This window comes from Dyella japonica (assembly GCF_040545895.1).
In the GTDB taxonomy this organism is placed as follows: Bacteria; Pseudomonadota; Gammaproteobacteria; order Xanthomonadales; family Rhodanobacteraceae; genus Dyella; species Dyella japonica_D.
Map to the genome: position 1 here is coordinate 565717 of NZ_JBEPMU010000004.1, position 18073 is coordinate 583789.

Below are 18073 nucleotides of genomic sequence, written 5' to 3' on the forward strand. Positions count from 1 at the left end.
CACACCGATGACAAATTCTGCTTACAGATCGACCTCATTCAGGCCTTCATGGCCTGCGGGTGCCTACCGGTAAGGTGCGTCGATGTGATGGGCGCACGCCGGGGGAAGCAGGTGCCAAGGCGCATCCGCATGTTCCCGGCGCGACGCATCGCCGAAGGATCCAGTGAAAGCCGACATTTCCCAGCATGCCTCTTGCCGGTTGCGAACGGCTTGCAGGCGGGCTCGTAGGCGTGGCGGCTCCGCAAGGTCTTTCAGGTCCATCTTCGCATCGACACCCTGAGAGAACGCCATGAACGAAGAACAGACCACCAACGAGAACGAGATCAACGAGGCCGCCGCTGTCGAAGCGGTCGAGGCTCCGGACGCTGTTGAATCTCCCCGGGTTGTCGAATCCCCCGTCGCCACCACGAAGGCCGCGATGGATGCCAAGCAGGGCGGCAAGCCATCCTTCTGGCAGACACGCTATGGCGTGGTGCTGGCCGCCCCATCGAAAACCATCATGGCGCGCTCGCTCGCCGAGTATGGTGAGTGGATCGAACAGGAGCTCGACACCATCGGCGCCTTGCTCGACGAAGGCCATGTGGCACTCGAGTACGGTGCCGAATATGGCGCTCAGACGTTGTTGCTGTCGCAACTTGTCGGCACGAGTGGCCAGGTCTACGTGGTAGAGCCGCGCCGGTTCGAGCACATCGCGCTGTGTTCGACGCTGGCGCTCAATCAGGTCCGCAACGTCTATCCCCTGCACGCGGCGCTGGGCGACAGCCGTCACGCCACCGTCTTCCTTGCGGCGGCCGACGAGCAACCCGAGGAAACCTGTCGCCAGGTGGCACTGGACTCCCTGCGCATCGCCAAGCTCCATTTGATCAAGGTCAATCGCGCGGGCGGCCTGTTGCCGATGCTTGCCGGCGCGGAGGGCACGGTGCGAAACCACCGTCCGAGCATCTATTTCCGCCTGTCCAACACCGACCTGGCCACGGAAGAAATCAACACGCTGAAGTCCATGGGCTATCGCTGCTGGTCGCACCTTCCTTACCTGTACAGCGCCCGCAACTTTGCCGGCGCCACCAGCAACATCTTCCCCGGCTGGGTCAGCCAGAACGTCATTGCGACGCACAAGGATGCCACTGAAGAGTTCGTCCATCTGCACGAGCTCTGACCCTCGTGAAAGATGCGGCGCCAGCGATCGGGAAACTGCCAGGACGCTTCGCCTGGCGTACCGCAAGGACATGCGTTGGCGCGTTGCTGACCTGTGTCGCGCTGGTGGCGTGTTCCTTGTTCGGTCATACGGAGGTCAGGGCGCCTGTTCCGGTACACGACGCGCCGGAGCCCGCGCCGCCTCCGGTCCAGGCGCCAGCGCCGTATTTGGATGATGGTGAGGCAACGACGGAGGCCGCGACGTCACGCTCTACGGCGTTGCCGGCGCGCGTCAGTGCGGCGCCCCCTTTGGGATCGCCCATCCGTCTGTCGCCGTGGCCAACGGCGGAGACCGACTATGCGGCCGAACTGGCGACATCCTCATCGATGGAGCCCGCGGCGAACGTGGGGATGGTGCTGCCCGTGCAGTTCCCCGCAAATCCACGATCTGCCGTGGCCATGCAGCAAGCGCCACGCTCGAATGAAACGCGTAATCTGACAGGGAAAGTCTCGGCGATGTGGCTGCTTGAACGGCTGTGGGTGGCAGCGTTGGTGTTGGTACTGCTGGGATGCTGGCTCCTCGTGAGGGCACGTCGACGCGAAAGGCCGCAGGCGAGCCCCCTGGCCCTGCCCCGACTGACAGACGAAGAGGTCGCCTTTCTGGCACTCGCCTGGAAGGAGGAACCTGCGAACGATGTCGCGCCGCCAGCAGCACCCATGGATTTGGCACCGCCTGAAGAGTCGCCGGTCGACAACACGGTCAGCGTCCTCGAGCGGCCGATCGCACCCGCGGCTGCGCCGGAACCATCGTCCCCATTGGCCACCGTGTTCAACACCCTGTCTTCCCCTGGGGGCGTCTGCGAGCAGCGATCCATCGGCGATGCGCTGAGGAAGCAGGAGCCGATCATTCGCGCCGCAGTCGACATCGGTGAAGGGCAGGGCGTGTCGTTCAAGATTGCAAGCGCGGTCGAGTGGCCACTATGGGCGCGCCTGCATCACTCCGGTGTCGGCGTTGTATCGAATCCCACGCTATCTGCATCGCCCCTGGAAGCCACGTCCACCGGCGGGAATGAACCTTCGCCTTCTAGCCCCGAAACGCCGGCGGCGCCCACGCTGGAGAGCGTGGCGCCTGCCGAACTGGTGGACGCGCTCGAGGCTTTTCTTCGGCAACACCCCAACGATCTCGAAACAAAGCGAGAGGTGGGGCTGAGCCTGCTAGCAGATGCGCAGGAGCAGACCGATGAACTGGTACGGGCCACCATGCTGGATGCCAGTATCCGCCTCCTTCGCGAAGTAGGTGATGCAAATCCCGAAGCCGCCCGTGGCGACAAGCTGGGTGAGGCTTGCTACCTGCGCGCGCTTATCGGTGCCGACATCGACGAATCGTTGCTGGGAGAGGCCGAGTCCGCTCTGCGGGCTGCGATGTGGCGAGATGATCGGCTCGATTCTGCAGCCGCCTGGCAACTGCAACGCGTGTTGCAAGTATCGCCGCGTGGACTGGCACGCGAGCGTCTGGTGGAACGTCTCACGGAAACCTGCGGGCTGCTGCGCAAGGGTCTCGACGCATCCTACGGAGCATCGGCGTGGAAGGGCGCCTTGATGACTGCCGAATGGCGATGCCTTGTGGCGTCCTGTCAGAACGCTACCGAGCGCCGTCTACGCTTTCGTGAGCTGCATGCCAACTGGTCGCCGGCAATGGATCGGGAGACTGAAGCCGAAGTGTTGGCGGCGTGGATTGGACTGCTGTGCGCCATGGCCGAATCGCTGACGGGGCAGGTGGCCATGGAACGCTACGTCGAGGCGCAAGTGGCATTGCACCGGCTGCATGCCGCGGAGGGAGGAACCCCTCGTTACGCATGCGCCTTTGCCGAGACAGTGCTGGGGCGTGCACGTCTGGAGCGTGGCCCAGCGAGGGCTACGTTGCTGAGGGAGGCCGAGGCGATGCTGCAACCCTACGTCGACAGCGACGACCGTTTGCGGTTGAAAGCCTGCCGGGTGGCACTGACGCAGGCCCAGGGGAGCGACATGGTTGCCGCGCGCCCGTTCTATCTTTGCGCCATCGAGCTTGCCCGCCCACTGACGGCGGTGCCAACGCTGACCACCGATGCCTTGCGCTGCATGTTGACGGCGCTGCTCGCGCTGGGCGAGGAAAAAGACCGCCGGGTCTATGCCAGGTGCCTCGAGATCGTCACCGATTCCGATGACGTCGACTCATTGCTGCTACTGGCCGAGTGTCAACTGCGCGCCGGGGATCATCGGGCAGGTTGCCTGCACGCCGAACTGGCGTGGCGGGCAGGTGGCGCGTTGTCGCCCGCAGTGCTCGGCCTGTGGCAGGCCGCTCATCCCGCCTGGGCTGCGGAGGAAGGTGCGTCGGTCGAGGTGACCAAGAATCGCCAATGCCTGCGCATGGCCACCAGCGCCGGTGATCGCGTCCGCATGGCAGTGTGATCACCGGCCTGGTCGCCGCTGCCCAGGTGCCGCGTCAACGGATCACCATATCCAGAATCATGCTGTCACCGATGGAGACCAGCAGGAATTTCCCGTCGTCTTGCACCCAGCGATAACCGTAGGGCGGTGGTGCGAGGCGATAGCCTCGGTAGTCGTTCACGATATACATCGGACCGTCGTAGCGATAGCCGCGCTCCCAACGATGTGGGCGACCATAGTAGGCCCGATCGCTGTAGTAGCGATGATGGTCCCAGCCGTCATGGCGATCGCGATCACGCCAGCCATCGCGATCATGGCGGCCACGATCGCCATAGTGTTCACCGCGATCACCGCGATCACCGCGATCGTGATCGTGCCAGGGATCGGCCGACGCCACGCCGCTGCCGGCAAGCAACGTCAAGGCCACGAACACGCTGGAAAGGGTCTTCATCGCATCCTCCTGGGAGGCCCGCCACCGCCACGGGCGCTGGATTGATCGGGCAGTTTCATCGTAAAAATCTGCGTCTGAACGATGAGCGTGCTTTTTTGAAAGCACCGTGCAAGCTTTCAGCCGCCGCTTATCGATCTGAATCGCCGTACAGAAAGCCGCCCGGAGACATGCCCATGTTCCTGCGAGTGATGCTCGTGTTCGTTGCGCTGGCGTTGCTGCTCTACGGCGGCATCTGCATGGCCATGTACTTCGGGCAGCGCCAGCAGATCTACCACCCCGAAGCCAGCTGGCGAGTGCAGCAGCCGCCCGATTTCGAACTGGTCAACGAGGGCGTCCGCCTGCGCGGGTGGGTGGTGAATCCTGGGCACGAAAAGGCCCTGCTGTACTTCGGCGGCAATGGCGAGCGCATCGAAGATTCGCGCCACGATCTGGGGCTATGGTTTCCCGATCGCACGATTTATCTGCTGCCCTATCGCGGCTATGCGGCCAGTGAGGGCGAGCCCAGCGAACACGCGCTGGTCAGCGATGCCCAGGCGTTGTTCGACCGGGTGGCGCGTGATCACACCACGATTGCCGTGGTAGGACGCAGTCTGGGCAGCGGCGTCGCGACACAGCTCGCGGCGAGCCGCGCGGTGGAGCGCCTCGTGCTGGTCACGCCATTCGACAGCCTGGTTCACGTGGCGGCAGGCTACTTTGCCTGGTTGCCCGTGAATGCGCTGATGCGCGATCGCTTCGAGTCGTGGCGATACGTCAACGACATTCACTGTCCCGTGCTGGTGATTCGAGCCGAAGACGACGAAGTCATTCCGGCGGAACGCACGCTGGCTTTGATCAAGGCGTTCAAGCAGGCGCCCATGGTGCAAGTGGTGGCCGAGTCTGGCCACAACACCGTCCAGGATCACGCGGACTATCGCGTGAGCCTGGAACGTTTCCTGCGATGACGTTTCAACGCGCGAACGGTTCGAGCTTGCGCGCCACAATGGTGTTCTTCAGTGTGACGTATTGCGGCAAACCGTTCTTGCCATACGGTGGCGGCGCCTCGCCCTGGATGAGCGGGCCGAGGTAACGTCGCGCCGCGGCCGTGATGCCGAAGCCATCGCGGGTGAGGAAGTTCGCCGGCATCTTCTTTTCGCGGTTGGCGATTTTCGACAGTGGCGCCGGTTCGATCTTCCAGCGATACGGTGCATCGCTGGTGCGCACAATCACCGGCATCACCGCGTTCATGCCGGCCAGTGCGTAGTCGACGGCGGCCTTGCCGACGGCATAAGCCTGGTCGGCATCCGTCTTGGAGGCGAGATGTCGCGCCGAACGCTGCAGGTAGTCGGGCAGCGCCCAGTGATACTTGTAGCCGAGTTTTTCCTTCACGAGTGCCGCGAGCACGGGCGCCACGCCACCGAGCTGGCTGTGGCCGAAGGCATCGCGCGTGCCGGCTTCGGCGAGGAACTGACCCTCGGCGTTGAGCAGGCCTTCCGAAGCCACCACCGTGCACCAGCCCACGCGCTCGACCGTGGCCTTCACCTTGGCGAGGAAGGCCGCTTCGTCGAACGCGCGCTCCGGGAACAGGATGATGTGCGGCGGCGCGTCCGCGCCTTCGCCAGCGAGGCCCGCGGCGGCGGCGATCCAGCCGGCGTGGCGGCCCATCACTTCGAGGATGAACACCTTGGTCGACGTATCGGCCATCGAGGCCACATCGAGGCTCGCTTCCAGCGTCGACACGGCGGTGTACTTGGCCACCGAACCGAAACCGGGACAGCAGTCGGTAACGGCCAGGTCGTTGTCCACCGTCTTCGGCACGCCGATGCAGCGGATGTCGTAGTTCATCGCCTTGCCGAGCTGCGAAATCTTCAGCGCCGTGTCCGCCGAATCGTTGCCGCCGTTGTAGAGGAACCAGCGGATGTCATGCGCGCGGAACACGTCGATGAGCCGTTCGTACTCGGTGCGGTTGGCTTCCAGCGACTTGAGCTTGTAGCGACACGAACCGAACGCACCGCCGGGCGTGTGGCGCAGCGCGGCGATGGCGGCCTTGGTTTCCTTGCTGGTGTCGATCAGTTCTTCGCGCAGTGCACCAAGAATGCCGTTGTGCGCCGCGTACACCGGTACGCCTTTGGCACGCGCGGCATCGATCACGCCGGCGGCGGTGGCGTTGATGACGGCGGTGACGCCGCCGGATTGGGCGTAGAGCAAACGACCTGCGGGCTTGGCTTTCGACGTCATGGGTTGTTTCTCAATCCGGTAGGGCGAGGTTGCCGTGGTCATCAAACACGAAGTACGGGTTGAATGCGAATTCCCAGAGATGGCCGTCCGGATCGGCCAGATAGCCGGAGTAGCCGCCCCAGAATGCTTCCTGCGGTGTCTTCAGTTCGCGAGCGCCGGCGGCCAGGGCGCTGGCGAACCAGGCGTCCACTTCCTCCTTGGAGCTGGCGTTGCGGGCCAGCGTGACGGCGGCAAATCCGGTGGGCAGGTCTTCGGCCAGCGCGTCTTCGGCCAGCGCCTCGCGCCCGTACAAGGCGAGCACGCCGGCGCCACCCTTGAGGAACACGATGTTGTCGTTACTGGCTGTGGATGCTTTCCAGCCCCAGGCTTCGTAGAACCGGCGTGAACGCGCCAGGTTGCTGACGCCCAGGGTGACGATGTGGATCCGGGGTGCAGACACGGCGTTTCCTCCCAATGGTCCCTGCGAGCTTAATCCGGCCCGTCGGCGGCGTCCCCATGACAGCAACGTGTCACAGTTAACTCTTTTGGCAACAACTACTTGCCGTTTTCGTGCCGCTTTCTCGGTTTGACGTCACCGCCCGCAGAAGCTAATTTGACCGCTAATTTTCTTGCATCCCCCGGACCCCGCAGCGTGCGCGGCCCGCGGATACCTTGGAGCACTATGCGACTCGTCCTACTCGGTCCGCCCGGTTCGGGCAAAGGCACCCAGGCTGCGCGTCTGAAGGTGGAACTCGGCGTACCGCACATCTCGACCGGCGACATGCTGCGCGCGGCCGTGGCCGCCGGCACGCCGACGGGCTTGAAGGCGAAGGCGGTGATGGACGCCGGCAAGCTCGTCTCCGACGACATCCTGCTGGCCATGCTGGAAGAGCGCCTCTCGCAGGATGACGTCAAGGGCGGCTTCATCCTCGACGGCTATCCGCGCAACCTGGCACAGGCCGACGCGCTGGATCACCTGTTGGCCAAGATCGGCCAGCCGCTGGACGCGGTGGTGAAGCTCGACGTGCCCAACGAAGTGATCATCGGCCGCTGCGAAATCCGCTTTGCCGCCGAGCACCGCAAGGACGACGATCCGGTGGTGGTGCGCGATCGCCTGAAGGTCTACGCCGAGCAGACCGCGCCGGTGGCCGACTTCTTCGCCCGTCGCGGCAAGTTGCAGGTGGTCGACGGCGTGGGCGACCTCGACGAGGTCACGGCGCGCGTCAAGCGCGCGCTGACGGCCGAATCGGCCGCCGCCAACGGCTGACTCTCCGGGCCGCCGCAAGGCGGCCCGATGTTTTTGGGCCGGCGTCGCGCCGGCCGCGATCCTTCGAACGGGTTACACATGCGTCTGCACATCCTCGGCATCTGCGGCACCTTCATGGGCGGCGTCGCCGCGCTGGCACGCGAGCTCGGCCTCACCGTCGAAGGTTCGGACGCCAACGTCTATCCGCCCATGAGCACCCAGCTCGAGGCCCTAGGCATTGGCCTGATGAACGGCTACAAGGCCGATTACCTCAAGCCTGCGCCCGACCTGGTGGTGGTGGGCAACGCGATGACGCGCGGCAACCCGGCCGTGGAATACATGCTCGATGAGCAACTGCGCTACATCTCCGGCCCGCAGTGGCTGGGCGAGACACTGTTGCCCGGGCGCGAAGTGCTTGCCGTCGCCGGCACGCATGGCAAGACCACCACGACCAGCCTGCTGGCGCATCTGCTCGAAAGCGCGGGTTTGTCGCCGGGCTTCTTGATCGGTGGCGTGCCCGGCAATTTCGACGTGTCGGCGCGCGTGGGCGGCGGCAAGCCGTTCGTGATCGAGGCGGACGAATACGACAGCGCGTTCTTCGACAAGCGCTCCAAGTTCGTGCACTACCGCCCGCGCATCGCGATCCTCAACAACCTCGAATACGACCACGCGGACATCTTCCCCGACGTCGCCGCCATCCAGCGCCAGTTCCATCACCTCGTGCGTACCGTGCCGGGGAATGGACGCCTGATCGTCAACGCGCACGATCACCATCTTGCCGAAGTGCTGGCCATGGGCTGCTGGACGCCGGTGGAAACCTTCGGCATCGGCAAGGGCGATTGGCAGGCCGAGCTGATCGAGGCCGATGGTTCCGCGTTCGCCGTTCGTCACGGTGATGAAGTCATCGGTGAGATTCATTGGGCGCTGCTCGGCAACCACAGCGTGATGAACGCACTCGCCGCACTGGCTGCCGCCACCGCTGCCGGTGCCGATCCGCGCGCCCTGTTGCCGGCATTCGCGAGTTTCCAGAGCGTGAAGCGCCGCATGGAAGTCGTGGGCGAAGCCCATGGCGTGCGCGTCTACGACGATTTCGCCCACCATCCCACTGCCATCGCGACCACGCTGGCCGGCTTGCGGGCGAAGGTCGGCAAGGCGCGCATCGTGGTGGCACTGGAGCCGCGCTCCAATTCCATGCGCCTGGGCGCCCACGCCGAGGCCCTGGCGCCTTCGTTGGCGGATGCGGATGCCGTGGTGTTCCTGCATCGCCCCGAGCTTTCGTGGGATGCCGGTCGCGTCACCGGCGCCTTGAACGGCCGTGGCAGCACCGTGCCGACGGTGGATGCGTTGATCGCGGCCTTGCGCAGCGAGGTGCGTGCTGGCGACCACGTGGTGTTCATGTCCAATGGTGGCTTCGAGGGTGCGCCGCGGCGTTTTGCCGAAGCGATCAGGTCGTAACCGCCGCGGTGATCTAGCGTTGGCGCGGGCGGTTAGACTCTTCGCATGGCTGCCAAGAACCCGTCTCTCGATCTGCCGCTGTTTCCGCTGGGCACCGTGTTGTATCCCGGCGGGCAGCTGTCGCTGCGCATCTTCGAAGCGCGCTATCTCGACATGGTTCGCGAGTGCGCACGCACGGGCGGCTCGTTCGGCGTCTGCCTGATCTTGGAAGGCAAGGAAGCCGGTACGCCGGCCTTGCCCGCAGCGGTGGGCACGCTGGCGCGCATCGTTGATTTCCACAATCGCGAAGACGGCCTGCTCGGCATCCTGGCCGAGGGTGGCGAACGTTTCCGCGTCACGCGCACCCGTGTGCGTTCGGATGGCCTCGTGCGCGGCGACGTGGAAACGTGGCCGCCTGAGCCTGCCCACGAAGTACCCGTGGAATTCGCCCTGCTGCAGTCGATCCTGGAACGCCTGATCGAAAACCTGGCGCCGCAGTGGCGGCATGCGCCGCGTCATCTCTACGACGACGCGAGCTGGCTTGGCTTTCGCCTGGCCGAGCTGCTGCCGTTGCAGACGGACGAACAGCAGCGCCTGCTCGAACTCACCGATCCGGTGCGGCGGCTGGCCGAACTGCGCGACATTCTTCCGCGTTTCCAGCGCGCGTAGCGCCTGCCTCCAACGTTCATCGGGCCGCATACTTTCCGCCCACACGGCGCGCTTCTAAACTGGTTGCTCCATGATTGAGGTGACATCCCCATGAGCAGCCTGGCCGGCAAGACCCTCTTCATCACCGGTGCCTCACGTGGCATCGGTCTGGCCATTGCGCTGCGTGCCGCGCAAGACGGCGCCAACATCGCCATCGCCGCCAAGAGCAGCGTGCCGAACCCGAGGTTGCCGGGCACCATTTTCAGCGCGGCGCAACAGGTCGAAGCGGCTGGCGGCAAAGCATTGCCGATCAAATGCGATATTCGCGAAGAAGACGAAGTGAAGGCGGCCGTGGATGCCACGGTCGAACGCTTCGGCGGCATCGACATCCTGGTGAACAACGCCAGCGCCATCTGGCTGGCCGGCCTGGCCGACACGCCGATGAAGCGCTTCGACCTGATGCAGCAAGTGAATGCGCGCGGCAGTTTCCTGTGCGCCCAGGTGTGTCTGCCGCATCTGCTGAAGGCGGAGAACCCACACATCCTCACGCTGGCGCCCCCGCCGTCGCTCGACACGAAGTGGTGGGCGCCGCACACGGGTTACACGCTGGCGAAGATGGGCATGAGTTTCGTGACGCTGGGTCTTGCGGGCGAACTGGGCAGCCAGGGTATTGCCGTGAATGCCTTGTGGCCTCGCACCATCATCGCCACCGATGCGCTCAACATGATTCCCGGCGTGCCGCTGGATCGCTGCCGCAAGCCCACCATCGTCGCCGATGCCGCGCACGTCGTGCTGACGCGTGAAGCGAAAGGCTTCGCTGGCAACTTCCTGATCGATGAAGACGTGCTGCACGAATCCGGCGTCACCGATTTCACCTGGTACGCCATGGACGCATCGCAACGGCCGTTGCCTGATCTTTTCCTGGATTGAGCGTCGTGGCCTGCCCGTTCTGCGAAATCGTCGCTGGTCGTCTCGATGCCAGCGTGGTGGCGCAAACGGACTATGCGCTGGCATTCCTCGATATTCGCCAGGCGGTGCCTGGTCACGTGCTCGTCGTGCCGAAGGCGCATGTACAGGATATCTACGCGATCACGCCCGGGTTGGCCGGCGAGGTGATGCAACTGGGCGTGCGCGTGGCGCAGGCATTGCGCGAAACCTTTGACTCGCCCGGGCTCAACCTGTGGCAGTCCAACGGGGCAGCCGGTGGGCAGGAAGTGCCGCACTTTCACCTGCATGTGCAGCCGCGCCGCGTGGCGGATGGTTTGTTGCGCGTGTATCCACACGGTGCGCCATCACCATCGTCACGTGTTGAGCTTGATGCTCTGGCGCAACGTATCCGGCGCCTTCTTCCCCATGACCACGGCGTCCCCGCGCCACGGAGCATCCCATGAAATACCTGCACACGATGATCCGCGTTCGCGACGTCGACGCGAGCCTGCGCTTCTTCTGCGATGGCCTCGGCTTGAAGGAAACGCGCCGCATGGAGAATGCGGCCGGCAAGTTCACCCTGGTGTTTCTCGCCGCGCCGGATTCGCCCGAGGCGGAGATCGAGCTGACCTACAACTGGGGTTCCACCGAGGATTACGGCAGCGCCCGCAACTTCGGCCACCTCGCGTTTCGCGTGGACGACATCTACCAGACCTGCGCTCACCTGCAATCGATGGGGTACACCATCCACCGGCCGCCGCGCGACGGACATATGGCGTTCGTGCGCTCGCCGGACCTGATTTCGGTGGAATTGCTGCAGGAAGGTCACCTCCCGCCCCAGGAGCCCTGGGTGTCGATGCCGAATACGGGCGTCTGGTAGGCCCTGGCTGTCGCCTGGCTTGCGGTGCCACGCCGGAGCCCATTTCCGGAGCCGGCGGCATGGGCCCAAGGACCCTAGGCCATAGGTGCTACCCACTCCGCTCGCCTCCGGCTTCTGTCCGAAGCCTTTGCGCCATTTGTAGGGTGACTGCGGCACGCAGAGTTGTATATTGTGTGACCCATATCACATTTCTGTAGCGGTCGCGGGTTAGCTTGGCGCGACGGGCGTGGTAACCGGGGGGTAGCCATAGGACATGGCAACGACCGGCCGAAACCTGTGACCCTTAGAGGGGTTGGGGGAGGGAACCATGGCTGTATTGAGGGAGGAAGCCAGGCGATGCGTCGTCTGGTTTGGTCAACCGGCCGGCGATGAGCGGGCGGGTCTGGCCAAGGCGGGATGGATCATCCGCGTGGCCGACGCCGGCACTCAGGGCGGCGTGGGCATGCGTAACAACGATACGGTGGTGGCGCTGGCCGACTTGAGGCACGGCGATCCCGATTCCGCCCAGGCCATGGCCCAGCTCATGGCCGATCACCCGTGGCTGCCGTGGGTGGCGCTCATTCCGCCCGACATGTCGACGCACGAGCCGCTGGTCGACCGTATTCTCGAAGCGAGCATCGAGTACTTCGCCACGCCCGTGGATGTGGATCGCCTGGTCGAGGCGCTTGCCCGCATCGGCGGCGACCAACCGCGCGCAGCCGAGCCCGGCGACGTGGGCGTCACCGGCCGCAGCGCCGCCATTGGCGCGGTCGTGGCCAGCGTGCGCAAGTACGCACCGGTCGAGTTGCCGGTGTTGATCACCGGCGAAACCGGCACCGGCAAGGAAGTGGCGGCGCGTGCGCTGCATAGTTTGTCGGCACGTGCCGATCGACCCTTTGCGGCGATCAATTGCGGCGCCTTGCCGCCGAACCTGGTGCAGTCCGAATTGTTCGGCCACGAACGTGGTGCGTTCACCGGCGCCAACGCGCGTCGCATCGGCCATTTCGAAACGGCGGCCGGCGGCACGGTATTTCTCGACGAAGTGGGCGATCTCCCGCTTGATGCGCAGACGAGCCTGTTGCGCTTCCTGCAGGAAGGCACGCTGGAACGCGTGGGCAGCAGCCAGCTGATCAAGCTGGACGTGCGTGTGCTTGCTGCTACGCACGTGGATCTCGAAAAGGCCGTGGAGCAGGGGCGCTTCCGCGAAGATCTCTACTACCGACTCAACGTGCTGCGCCTGCGCATGCCGCCGTTGCGCGAGCGTGAGGACGACGTGGTGCTGCTGGCGCAGAAGTTCCTCGATGCGTTTCGCGAGCAGCATGCCAGCCGCGCACGTGCCTTCAGCGCCAGTGCGCGACGCGCGATGCTCGATTTCACCTGGCCCGGCAACGTGCGCGAATTGCTCAACCGCGTGCAGCGCGCCGCCGTGGTGGCGGAAGACGCGCTCATCAGCGTGAACGATCTCGACCTGGCCGACGTGCTCACCAAGCAGGCGGCACGCTCGAGCCTGGGCAGTACACGTGTGGCGGCCGAGCGGGACGCGGTGATCGCGTGCCTGAGGGAAAGCCGGTTCAACGTGAGCGAGTGCGCGCGTCGGCTGAAGGTGTCGCGCGTGACCATCTATCGCCTGTGCAAGAAGCACCAGCTCGCGCTCGACGAGCTGCGCTGAACGGACATCCAGACGCCTTAGCGGCGATTCCCTGCAAACGCATGCTGACCACCCCGGCTGGGGTGGGCGGCGGATGCTCGCTCTTGCATGATCGGTTGGGCGCCTAGCCAATCATTTGAACGCAAGCACCCGCCGCTCACCCCGGCCGAGGCCGGTCGACCGTGGGGAAGACATGGATGTGGAAACCCGCCTGAGAAAGGAAGGCCCCCGACCCGCAGGGGTCGGGTCGGGGGCTTCCATTGGTGCCCCGGCCACAGGGGTTGCCGGGTTACCGCCCTCATCACCGCCTGGTGGCGGAATGCTTTGGCGTCCTCTCGCCAACGACGAGAGAAACGGGGAAGGGTGCTCCCATTGCCAGCTGCGAGGTTCGTGCCGACGTTGCCCCGGGCCGCCCAGGAGCGTCGCCATCCTGTCGCCGCGAAGGTCCTTGTCGCGGTGTTCGGCGCGTTGTCGCAGCTGGCCCAGCCCCCTTTCCCGCCTGTACGGTGTAAAGAGAGCAATCGTCGTGCCAAACCCTGGCAATGGCTGCAAAACACGGGTTTTCGGGGCTTTGCGCGGGTCAGGCCGATTTTTAACCGTGCTAAAGGCGTTACAGGCCCAGCCCGAAACCGGCGTCCTGGGAGCCGCTTAACACCTGCGGTTGCGCCGTTTCGGCAAGGTGTATCAGCCAAGTAACAGCGGACAGGCGAAATGTCACACCTGTCGGCCGCGATCAACGCTTTTTCGTCGATTTGTCCAGTCGTGACGATGCCCAAGGCTTCGTGGCGAGCCGATCATCCCGCCCAAGCCGTTCCGGCGAGGCCCGTCGCCGTGCAAAGCCGGTTCGCAGGTCTTACGATGCGCGAACGCCGCGGCTTGCGGCGTATCCCCGTCCCCGAATTCCCTTTGAGCATGGTGTCGTCGCATGGACGATGCCCGGAGTACGACATGCACGCGCAAGACCCGTCTGCCCAGTCCCTGATCGATCTCGGCAAGCGCTACTGGCTGCCGGTCTATCGACCGCGCGATGTGGTGCTGGACCACGGCAAGGGTGCACGCGTGTGGGATACGCAAGGCCGTGACTACGTCGATTTCGGCGCCGGCATCGCGGTGAACGCGCTCGGCCATCAGGATCCGGACCTGCTCGACGCGCTAACCACGCAGGCGCGCAAGCTCTGGCACACCAGCAACGTGTTCTACACCGAGCCGCCGCTGCGTCTTGCCGAGGAACTGGTGTCGGCATCCGGCTTCGCCGAGCGCGTGTTCCTGTGCAACTCCGGTACCGAAGCCAACGAAGCGGCCATCAAGCTGGTGCGCAAGTGGGCGGCCTCGCAGGGTCGCGACGCCGACAAGCGCGTAATCGTCACCTTCCGTGGCTCCTTCCACGGCCGCACGCTGGCCGCCGTAACGGCGACCGCGCAGCCGAAATACCAGGAAGGCTACGAGCCGTTGCCCGGTGGCTTCCGCTATCTCGATTTCAACGACGTGCCGGCGCTGGAAGCGGCGTTCGCGCACGGCGACGTGGCGGCCGTGATGCTCGAGCCCGTGCAGGGCGAGGGTGGCGTGCTGCCGGCGGCGCCGGGCTTCGTGCAGCGCGTTCGTGAACTGTGTGACCAGCACAACGCGTTGCTAGTGCTCGACGAAATCCAGAGCGGCATGGGCCGCACGGGCACGTTGTTCGCCTATGTGCAGGACGGCGCAAAGCCGGACATCGTCACCATGGCCAAGGCGCTGGGGTGCGGTTTTCCCATTGGCGCCATGCTGGCCGGCCCAAAGGTGGCCGAGGTGATGCAGTTCGGTGCGCATGGCACGACGTTTGGCGGCAATCCGTTGGCGGCCGCCGTGGCGCGCGTGGCGCTGCGCAAGCTGTCGTCCGCCGACTTGCTGGCCAATGTGAAGCGCCAATCGCAGGCCTTGCGTGATGGCCTGGCGCGCGTGAATGCGTCGCTGCCGTTGTTCGACGAAGTGCGTGGTCGCGGCTTGATGCTCGGTGCCGTGCTCAACGAGGCGAACAAGGGCAAGGCCGGTGCCATTCTCGATCACGCGGCAGCCCATGGCTTGCTCGTGCTGCAGGCCGGGCCGGACGTGCTGCGTTTCGTGCCCGCGCTCAACATCAGCGACGAAGACCTTGCCGAAGGCCTCGCGCGCCTTGAAGCAGCACTGCGCAGTTTCGTCGCGGGCTGAAGAACGCCGTAAAAGAGGCGCTCCCGTTGCCGGGAGCGCCTATCGATGCAACACCGGCTTTCAGCCTGCGCGTCCCGCTCGCAGGGCGCCGCGCGCGGCTTCCAGCGTATCGGCGATGTCCTGCTCGCTATGCGCGCTGGACACGAAGCCCGCTTCGAATGCCGAAGGCGCCAGATACATGCCGCGCTCCAGCATGCCGTGGAAGAAGCGGTTGAACATGGCGCTGTCCGCGGCCGTCGCCTGTGCGTAGCTCTCCACTTTTTCCCTGGTGAAGAACAGGCCGAACATGCCACCCACGCGATTCGTGCTGAAAGCCACGCCTTCGCCATCGGCCACGGCCTGGAGTCCATCGGTGAGCAGGCGTGTGCGCGCGGCGAGCTGGTCGTAGAAACCCGGCGCCTGGATGAGTTCCAGCATGGCCAGGCCCGCGGCCATCGCCACCGGATTGCCGGACAGCGTGCCCGCCTGGTAGATCGGCCCCGCCGGTGCAATCTGCTGCATGAGGTCACGACGGCCGCCGTACGCACCCACCGGCATGCCGCCGCCGATGATCTTGCCGAACGTAGTGAGATCCGGCGTGACACCGTAATGCGCCTGCGCGCCACCGAGCGCCACACGGAAACCCGTCATTACTTCATCGAAGATCAGCAGCGCGCCGTGCTTCGTGCACAGCTCGCGCAGGCCATGCAGATAGCCATCCTTCGGCGGAATGCAATTCATGTTGCCGGCCACCGGTTCGATGATCAGGCCGGCAATGTCGTGACCGTGTTCGTCGAACAAGCGCACGGCGGCATCGAGATCGTTGTAGGCCAGCGTGAGCGTCAGATCCGCATTGGCCTTGGGCACGCCTGGCGAGGTCGGCACACCAAACGTGAGCGCGCCCGAGCCGGCCTTCACCAGGAAGCTGTCGCCATGGCCGTGGTAGCAGCCTTCGAACTTCACGATCAGGTTGCGGCCTGTGGCCCCGCGGGCGAGTCGAATGGCCGACATAGTCGCCTCGGTGCCCGAATTGACCATGCGCACCATGTCGATCGATGGGATCAGGCGCGTGATGATTTCCGCCATGGTCACTTCGGCAGGGCAGGGCGTGCCGTACGACAGCCCATTCTTCACTGCGCGCTCCACCGCCTCGCGTACATGCGGATGGTTGTGGCCCACGATCATCGGGCCCCACGAGCCGACGTAGTCGATGTAACGCTTGCCTTCCACATCCCACAGGTACGCGCCATCTGCGCGCGCCGTGAAGAACGGTTCGCCGCCCACCGACTTGAAGGCGCGCACCGGCGAGTTCACGCCGCCGGGCATCAACTGCTGCGCGCGCTGGAAGAGTTCGTGGTTGGTGGTCATCATGGATATCTCAATGCGAAGTGAAAAGTTGGGCGAACCGCGTGGCCGCGCCGCGGACATCGGAGTCACCGAAAACGGCCGAGATCACGGCGAGATAGTCGGCGCCGGCATCGATCAGCGATCCGCCATTGTCTGGCGTGATGCCGCCAATCGCCACACGCGGCACGCCGAGCGCGGCGGACTGTCGCAGCAGGTCGAAGGAAGCACGCCGTGCATGCGGCTTGGTGGGCGAGGGGAAGAAGGCCCCGAAGGCAATATAGTCGGCACCGGCAGCCGCCAATTCGCGGGCGCGCGCCAAGGAGTCGTAGCAGGACACGCCAATGATTGCGTCAGCGCCCAGTACCGCGCGCGCCGCTGCCACATCGCCGTCCTCCTCTCCCAAATGGACGCCGGCGACGTCGGCCGCGCGGGCGAGTGCCACGTCATCGTTGATGATCATGGGCACCCGCCGTGCAGCGCACAGGGCGCGAATGGCACGCGCTTCGTTGAGGCGGCGCGCGTGATCGGTGGTCTTGTCCCGGTATTGCAGCAGCCTGGCCCCGCCGGCCAGCGCCTGGGCCACTACCTCGAGCAGATCGGGGCGGGGGCCATCGGTAATCACATAAAGGCCACGGCCCTGGAGTTTTTCACGCATGCCAATCAGTCCTGGAAAAGCGGCGCCATACGCTTTCGCATCGGCGGGGGAGTTGCGAGAATGAAGCACTTTTTTCCCATAGCAAGCAGTTCACGATGAATCAGAGCACCAACGAAACCGGCACCCTGCGCAAATGGATGTGTGTCGTCTGCGGCTTCATCTACGACGAGTCGCTGGGTCTGCCCGAGGAAGGCATCGAGCCCGGTACGCGTTGGGCCGACGTTCCCGACACCTGGACCTGCCCGGACTGCGGCGCGACCAAGGAAGACTTCGAGATGATCGAAATCGACTGATTTCATGCTCCGCGTTGCCCTCAAACGGCCCGATTCCGTCATCTTACGGACCGGGCCGTTTGCTTAAATGCTCCTGCGCGCCGGGAAAAGGCACGCAACCCAGGCAGGAGCAGCACCATGCAGCAATTCATTCCGTTCGAAGACGAGTGGGACATTCTGGAAAGGCTCACTCCCGAATCCCTCATTCCCTATCACGTCGGCGTGCCCTGCCGGCATGACTTGGCGGCCAACGCATATAGCGTTACGCCTTCCGCGCCCGCAGCGGCAGGTTCTTCTCCCGGCATGGCACCCATCGGCGGTATCGCCGTCACCGCAGGCCGCGGGACTTAAAGCCGCCTGAGGCTCCTTAGAGCGCGGATTTCATCGAGAGCGCGCGCTGAGACCGTGCCGGCCTTGCCACCGCAAGGCCGGCTGTTCGCGCACACAGCGTTGGCCGCTGTCATGAACGTGAAAAAAATTCGTATAGACCCCTTCCCAACCCCGTGGAGGGACGCTATAGTTTCGCTCCTCCCCGGACGACACGCTCTTCAACGGGGTTCCACTGAAAACCCGGCAGCAAAAATTCTTCGCTGAAGGTGTTGACGGACCGGAAAGATGATGTAAGATGAGCGGCTCACTCGGAACGAAATGTTCCAACGCAGAAACGGC

The 18073-nt window shown here is 64.8% G+C and carries 18 protein-coding genes; 13 read left to right on the forward strand and 5 right to left on the reverse strand.

The genetic code is table 11. The annotated features are described in order from the left end of the window. The first annotated feature begins 289 nt into the window (after nucleotides 1–289). Entirely contained in the window at nucleotides 290–1156 is an 867-nt protein-coding gene (locus ABIC75_RS15805) for a hypothetical protein (protein ID WP_354014836.1), read from the forward strand. A gap of 287 nt (nucleotides 1157–1443) precedes the next feature. Next, on the forward strand, nucleotides 1444–3582 hold the full coding sequence (locus tag ABIC75_RS15810; protein WP_354014837.1) for a hypothetical protein: 2139 nt from the start codon (nucleotides 1444–1446) through the stop codon (nucleotides 3580–3582). A 34-nt stretch (nucleotides 3583–3616) separates the two neighbouring features. Here ABIC75_RS15810 and ABIC75_RS15815 read toward each other — a convergent pair whose 3' ends face one another. Continuing rightward, nucleotides 3617–4012 carry an RcnB family protein gene (locus tag ABIC75_RS15815; RefSeq protein ID WP_354014838.1) on the reverse strand — a complete coding sequence of 132 codons (396 nt, stop codon included), beginning with the start codon at nucleotides 4010–4012 and terminating at the stop codon, nucleotides 3617–3619. A 173-nt stretch (nucleotides 4013–4185) separates the two neighbouring features. Here ABIC75_RS15815 and ABIC75_RS15820 point away from each other — a divergent pair, with 173 nt between their 5' ends. After that, the gene (locus ABIC75_RS15820) at nucleotides 4186–4953 is read left to right on the forward strand and encodes an alpha/beta hydrolase (protein WP_354014839.1); all 768 of its coding nucleotides are present in this window, start codon (nucleotides 4186–4188) and stop codon (nucleotides 4951–4953) included. A 4-nt stretch (nucleotides 4954–4957) separates the two neighbouring features. Here ABIC75_RS15820 and ABIC75_RS15825 read toward each other — a convergent pair whose 3' ends face one another. Together ABIC75_RS15825 and ABIC75_RS15830 are read right to left on the reverse strand one after the other, a co-directional pair. Then, on the reverse strand, nucleotides 4958–6226 hold the full coding sequence (locus ABIC75_RS15825) for a 6-phosphofructokinase (RefSeq protein WP_354014840.1): 1269 nt from the start codon (nucleotides 6224–6226) through the stop codon (nucleotides 4958–4960). 10 nt (nucleotides 6227–6236) lie between these two features. After that, a complete protein-coding gene (locus tag ABIC75_RS15830; RefSeq protein ID WP_354014841.1) occupies nucleotides 6237–6665 on the reverse strand; it encodes a VOC family protein in 429 nt (142 codons plus the stop codon). Between the two features lie 222 nt (nucleotides 6666–6887). Here ABIC75_RS15830 and ABIC75_RS15835 point away from each other — a divergent pair, with 222 nt between their 5' ends. The 8 genes from ABIC75_RS15835 to ABIC75_RS15870 all read left to right on the forward strand — a co-directional run bounded on the left by ABIC75_RS15835 (nucleotide 6888) and on the right by ABIC75_RS15870 (nucleotide 15151). Beyond that, nucleotides 6888–7472, forward strand: a complete 585-nt coding sequence (locus ABIC75_RS15835) for an adenylate kinase (protein WP_354014842.1) — start codon at nucleotides 6888–6890, stop codon at nucleotides 7470–7472. A gap of 78 nt (nucleotides 7473–7550) precedes the next feature. Continuing rightward, nucleotides 7551–8906: a UDP-N-acetylmuramate:L-alanyl-gamma-D-glutamyl-meso-diaminopimelate ligase gene (gene mpl, locus ABIC75_RS15840; protein ID WP_354014843.1), complete on the forward strand. Its 1356-nt coding sequence runs from the start codon at nucleotides 7551–7553 to the stop codon at nucleotides 8904–8906. A 45-nt stretch (nucleotides 8907–8951) separates the two neighbouring features. Then, complete coding sequence (locus ABIC75_RS15845) at nucleotides 8952–9554, forward strand: LON peptidase substrate-binding domain-containing protein (protein WP_354014844.1); 603 nt, start codon at nucleotides 8952–8954, stop codon at nucleotides 9552–9554. 90 nt (nucleotides 9555–9644) lie between these two features. Continuing rightward, on the forward strand, nucleotides 9645–10463 hold the full coding sequence (locus ABIC75_RS15850) for an SDR family oxidoreductase (RefSeq protein ID WP_354014845.1): 819 nt from the start codon (nucleotides 9645–9647) through the stop codon (nucleotides 10461–10463). Between the two features lie 5 nt (nucleotides 10464–10468). Further along, nucleotides 10469–10924 carry an HIT family protein gene (locus ABIC75_RS15855; protein ID WP_354014846.1) on the forward strand — a complete coding sequence of 152 codons (456 nt, stop codon included), beginning with the start codon at nucleotides 10469–10471 and terminating at the stop codon, nucleotides 10922–10924. Then, the gene (locus tag ABIC75_RS15860; protein WP_354014847.1) at nucleotides 10921–11340 is read left to right on the forward strand and encodes a VOC family protein; all 420 of its coding nucleotides are present in this window, start codon (nucleotides 10921–10923) and stop codon (nucleotides 11338–11340) included. Before ABIC75_RS15855 ends, ABIC75_RS15860 begins: the two co-directional genes overlap by 4 nt. A 307-nt stretch (nucleotides 11341–11647) precedes the next feature. After that, entirely contained in the window at nucleotides 11648–12988 is a 1341-nt protein-coding gene (locus ABIC75_RS15865; RefSeq protein ID WP_354014848.1) for a sigma-54 dependent transcriptional regulator, read from the forward strand. Nucleotides 12989–13915: 927 nt separating this feature from the next. Further along, entirely contained in the window at nucleotides 13916–15151 is a 1236-nt protein-coding gene (locus ABIC75_RS15870; protein ID WP_354014849.1) for an acetylornithine transaminase, read from the forward strand. Between the two features lie 60 nt (nucleotides 15152–15211). Here ABIC75_RS15870 and hemL read toward each other — a convergent pair whose 3' ends face one another. Both hemL and thiE read right to left on the reverse strand, forming a co-directional pair. After that, entirely contained in the window at nucleotides 15212–16498 is a 1287-nt protein-coding gene (gene hemL, locus ABIC75_RS15875) for a glutamate-1-semialdehyde 2,1-aminomutase (protein ID WP_354014866.1), read from the reverse strand. A 10-nt stretch (nucleotides 16499–16508) separates the two neighbouring features. After that, nucleotides 16509–17132, reverse strand: coding sequence for a thiamine phosphate synthase (gene thiE / locus ABIC75_RS15880; protein ID WP_354014850.1), 624 nt, complete (start codon nucleotides 17130–17132; stop codon nucleotides 16509–16511). A 95-nt stretch (nucleotides 17133–17227) separates the two neighbouring features. Here thiE and ABIC75_RS15885 point away from each other — a divergent pair, with 95 nt between their 5' ends. Together ABIC75_RS15885 and ABIC75_RS15890 are read left to right on the forward strand one after the other, a co-directional pair. After that, the gene (locus ABIC75_RS15885; RefSeq protein WP_354014851.1) at nucleotides 17228–17425 is read left to right on the forward strand and encodes a rubredoxin; all 198 of its coding nucleotides are present in this window, start codon (nucleotides 17228–17230) and stop codon (nucleotides 17423–17425) included. A gap of 117 nt (nucleotides 17426–17542) precedes the next feature. After that, a complete protein-coding gene (locus ABIC75_RS15890) occupies nucleotides 17543–17755 on the forward strand; it encodes a hypothetical protein (protein WP_354014852.1) in 213 nt (70 codons plus the stop codon). Nucleotides 17756–18073: the final 318 nt, after the last annotated feature.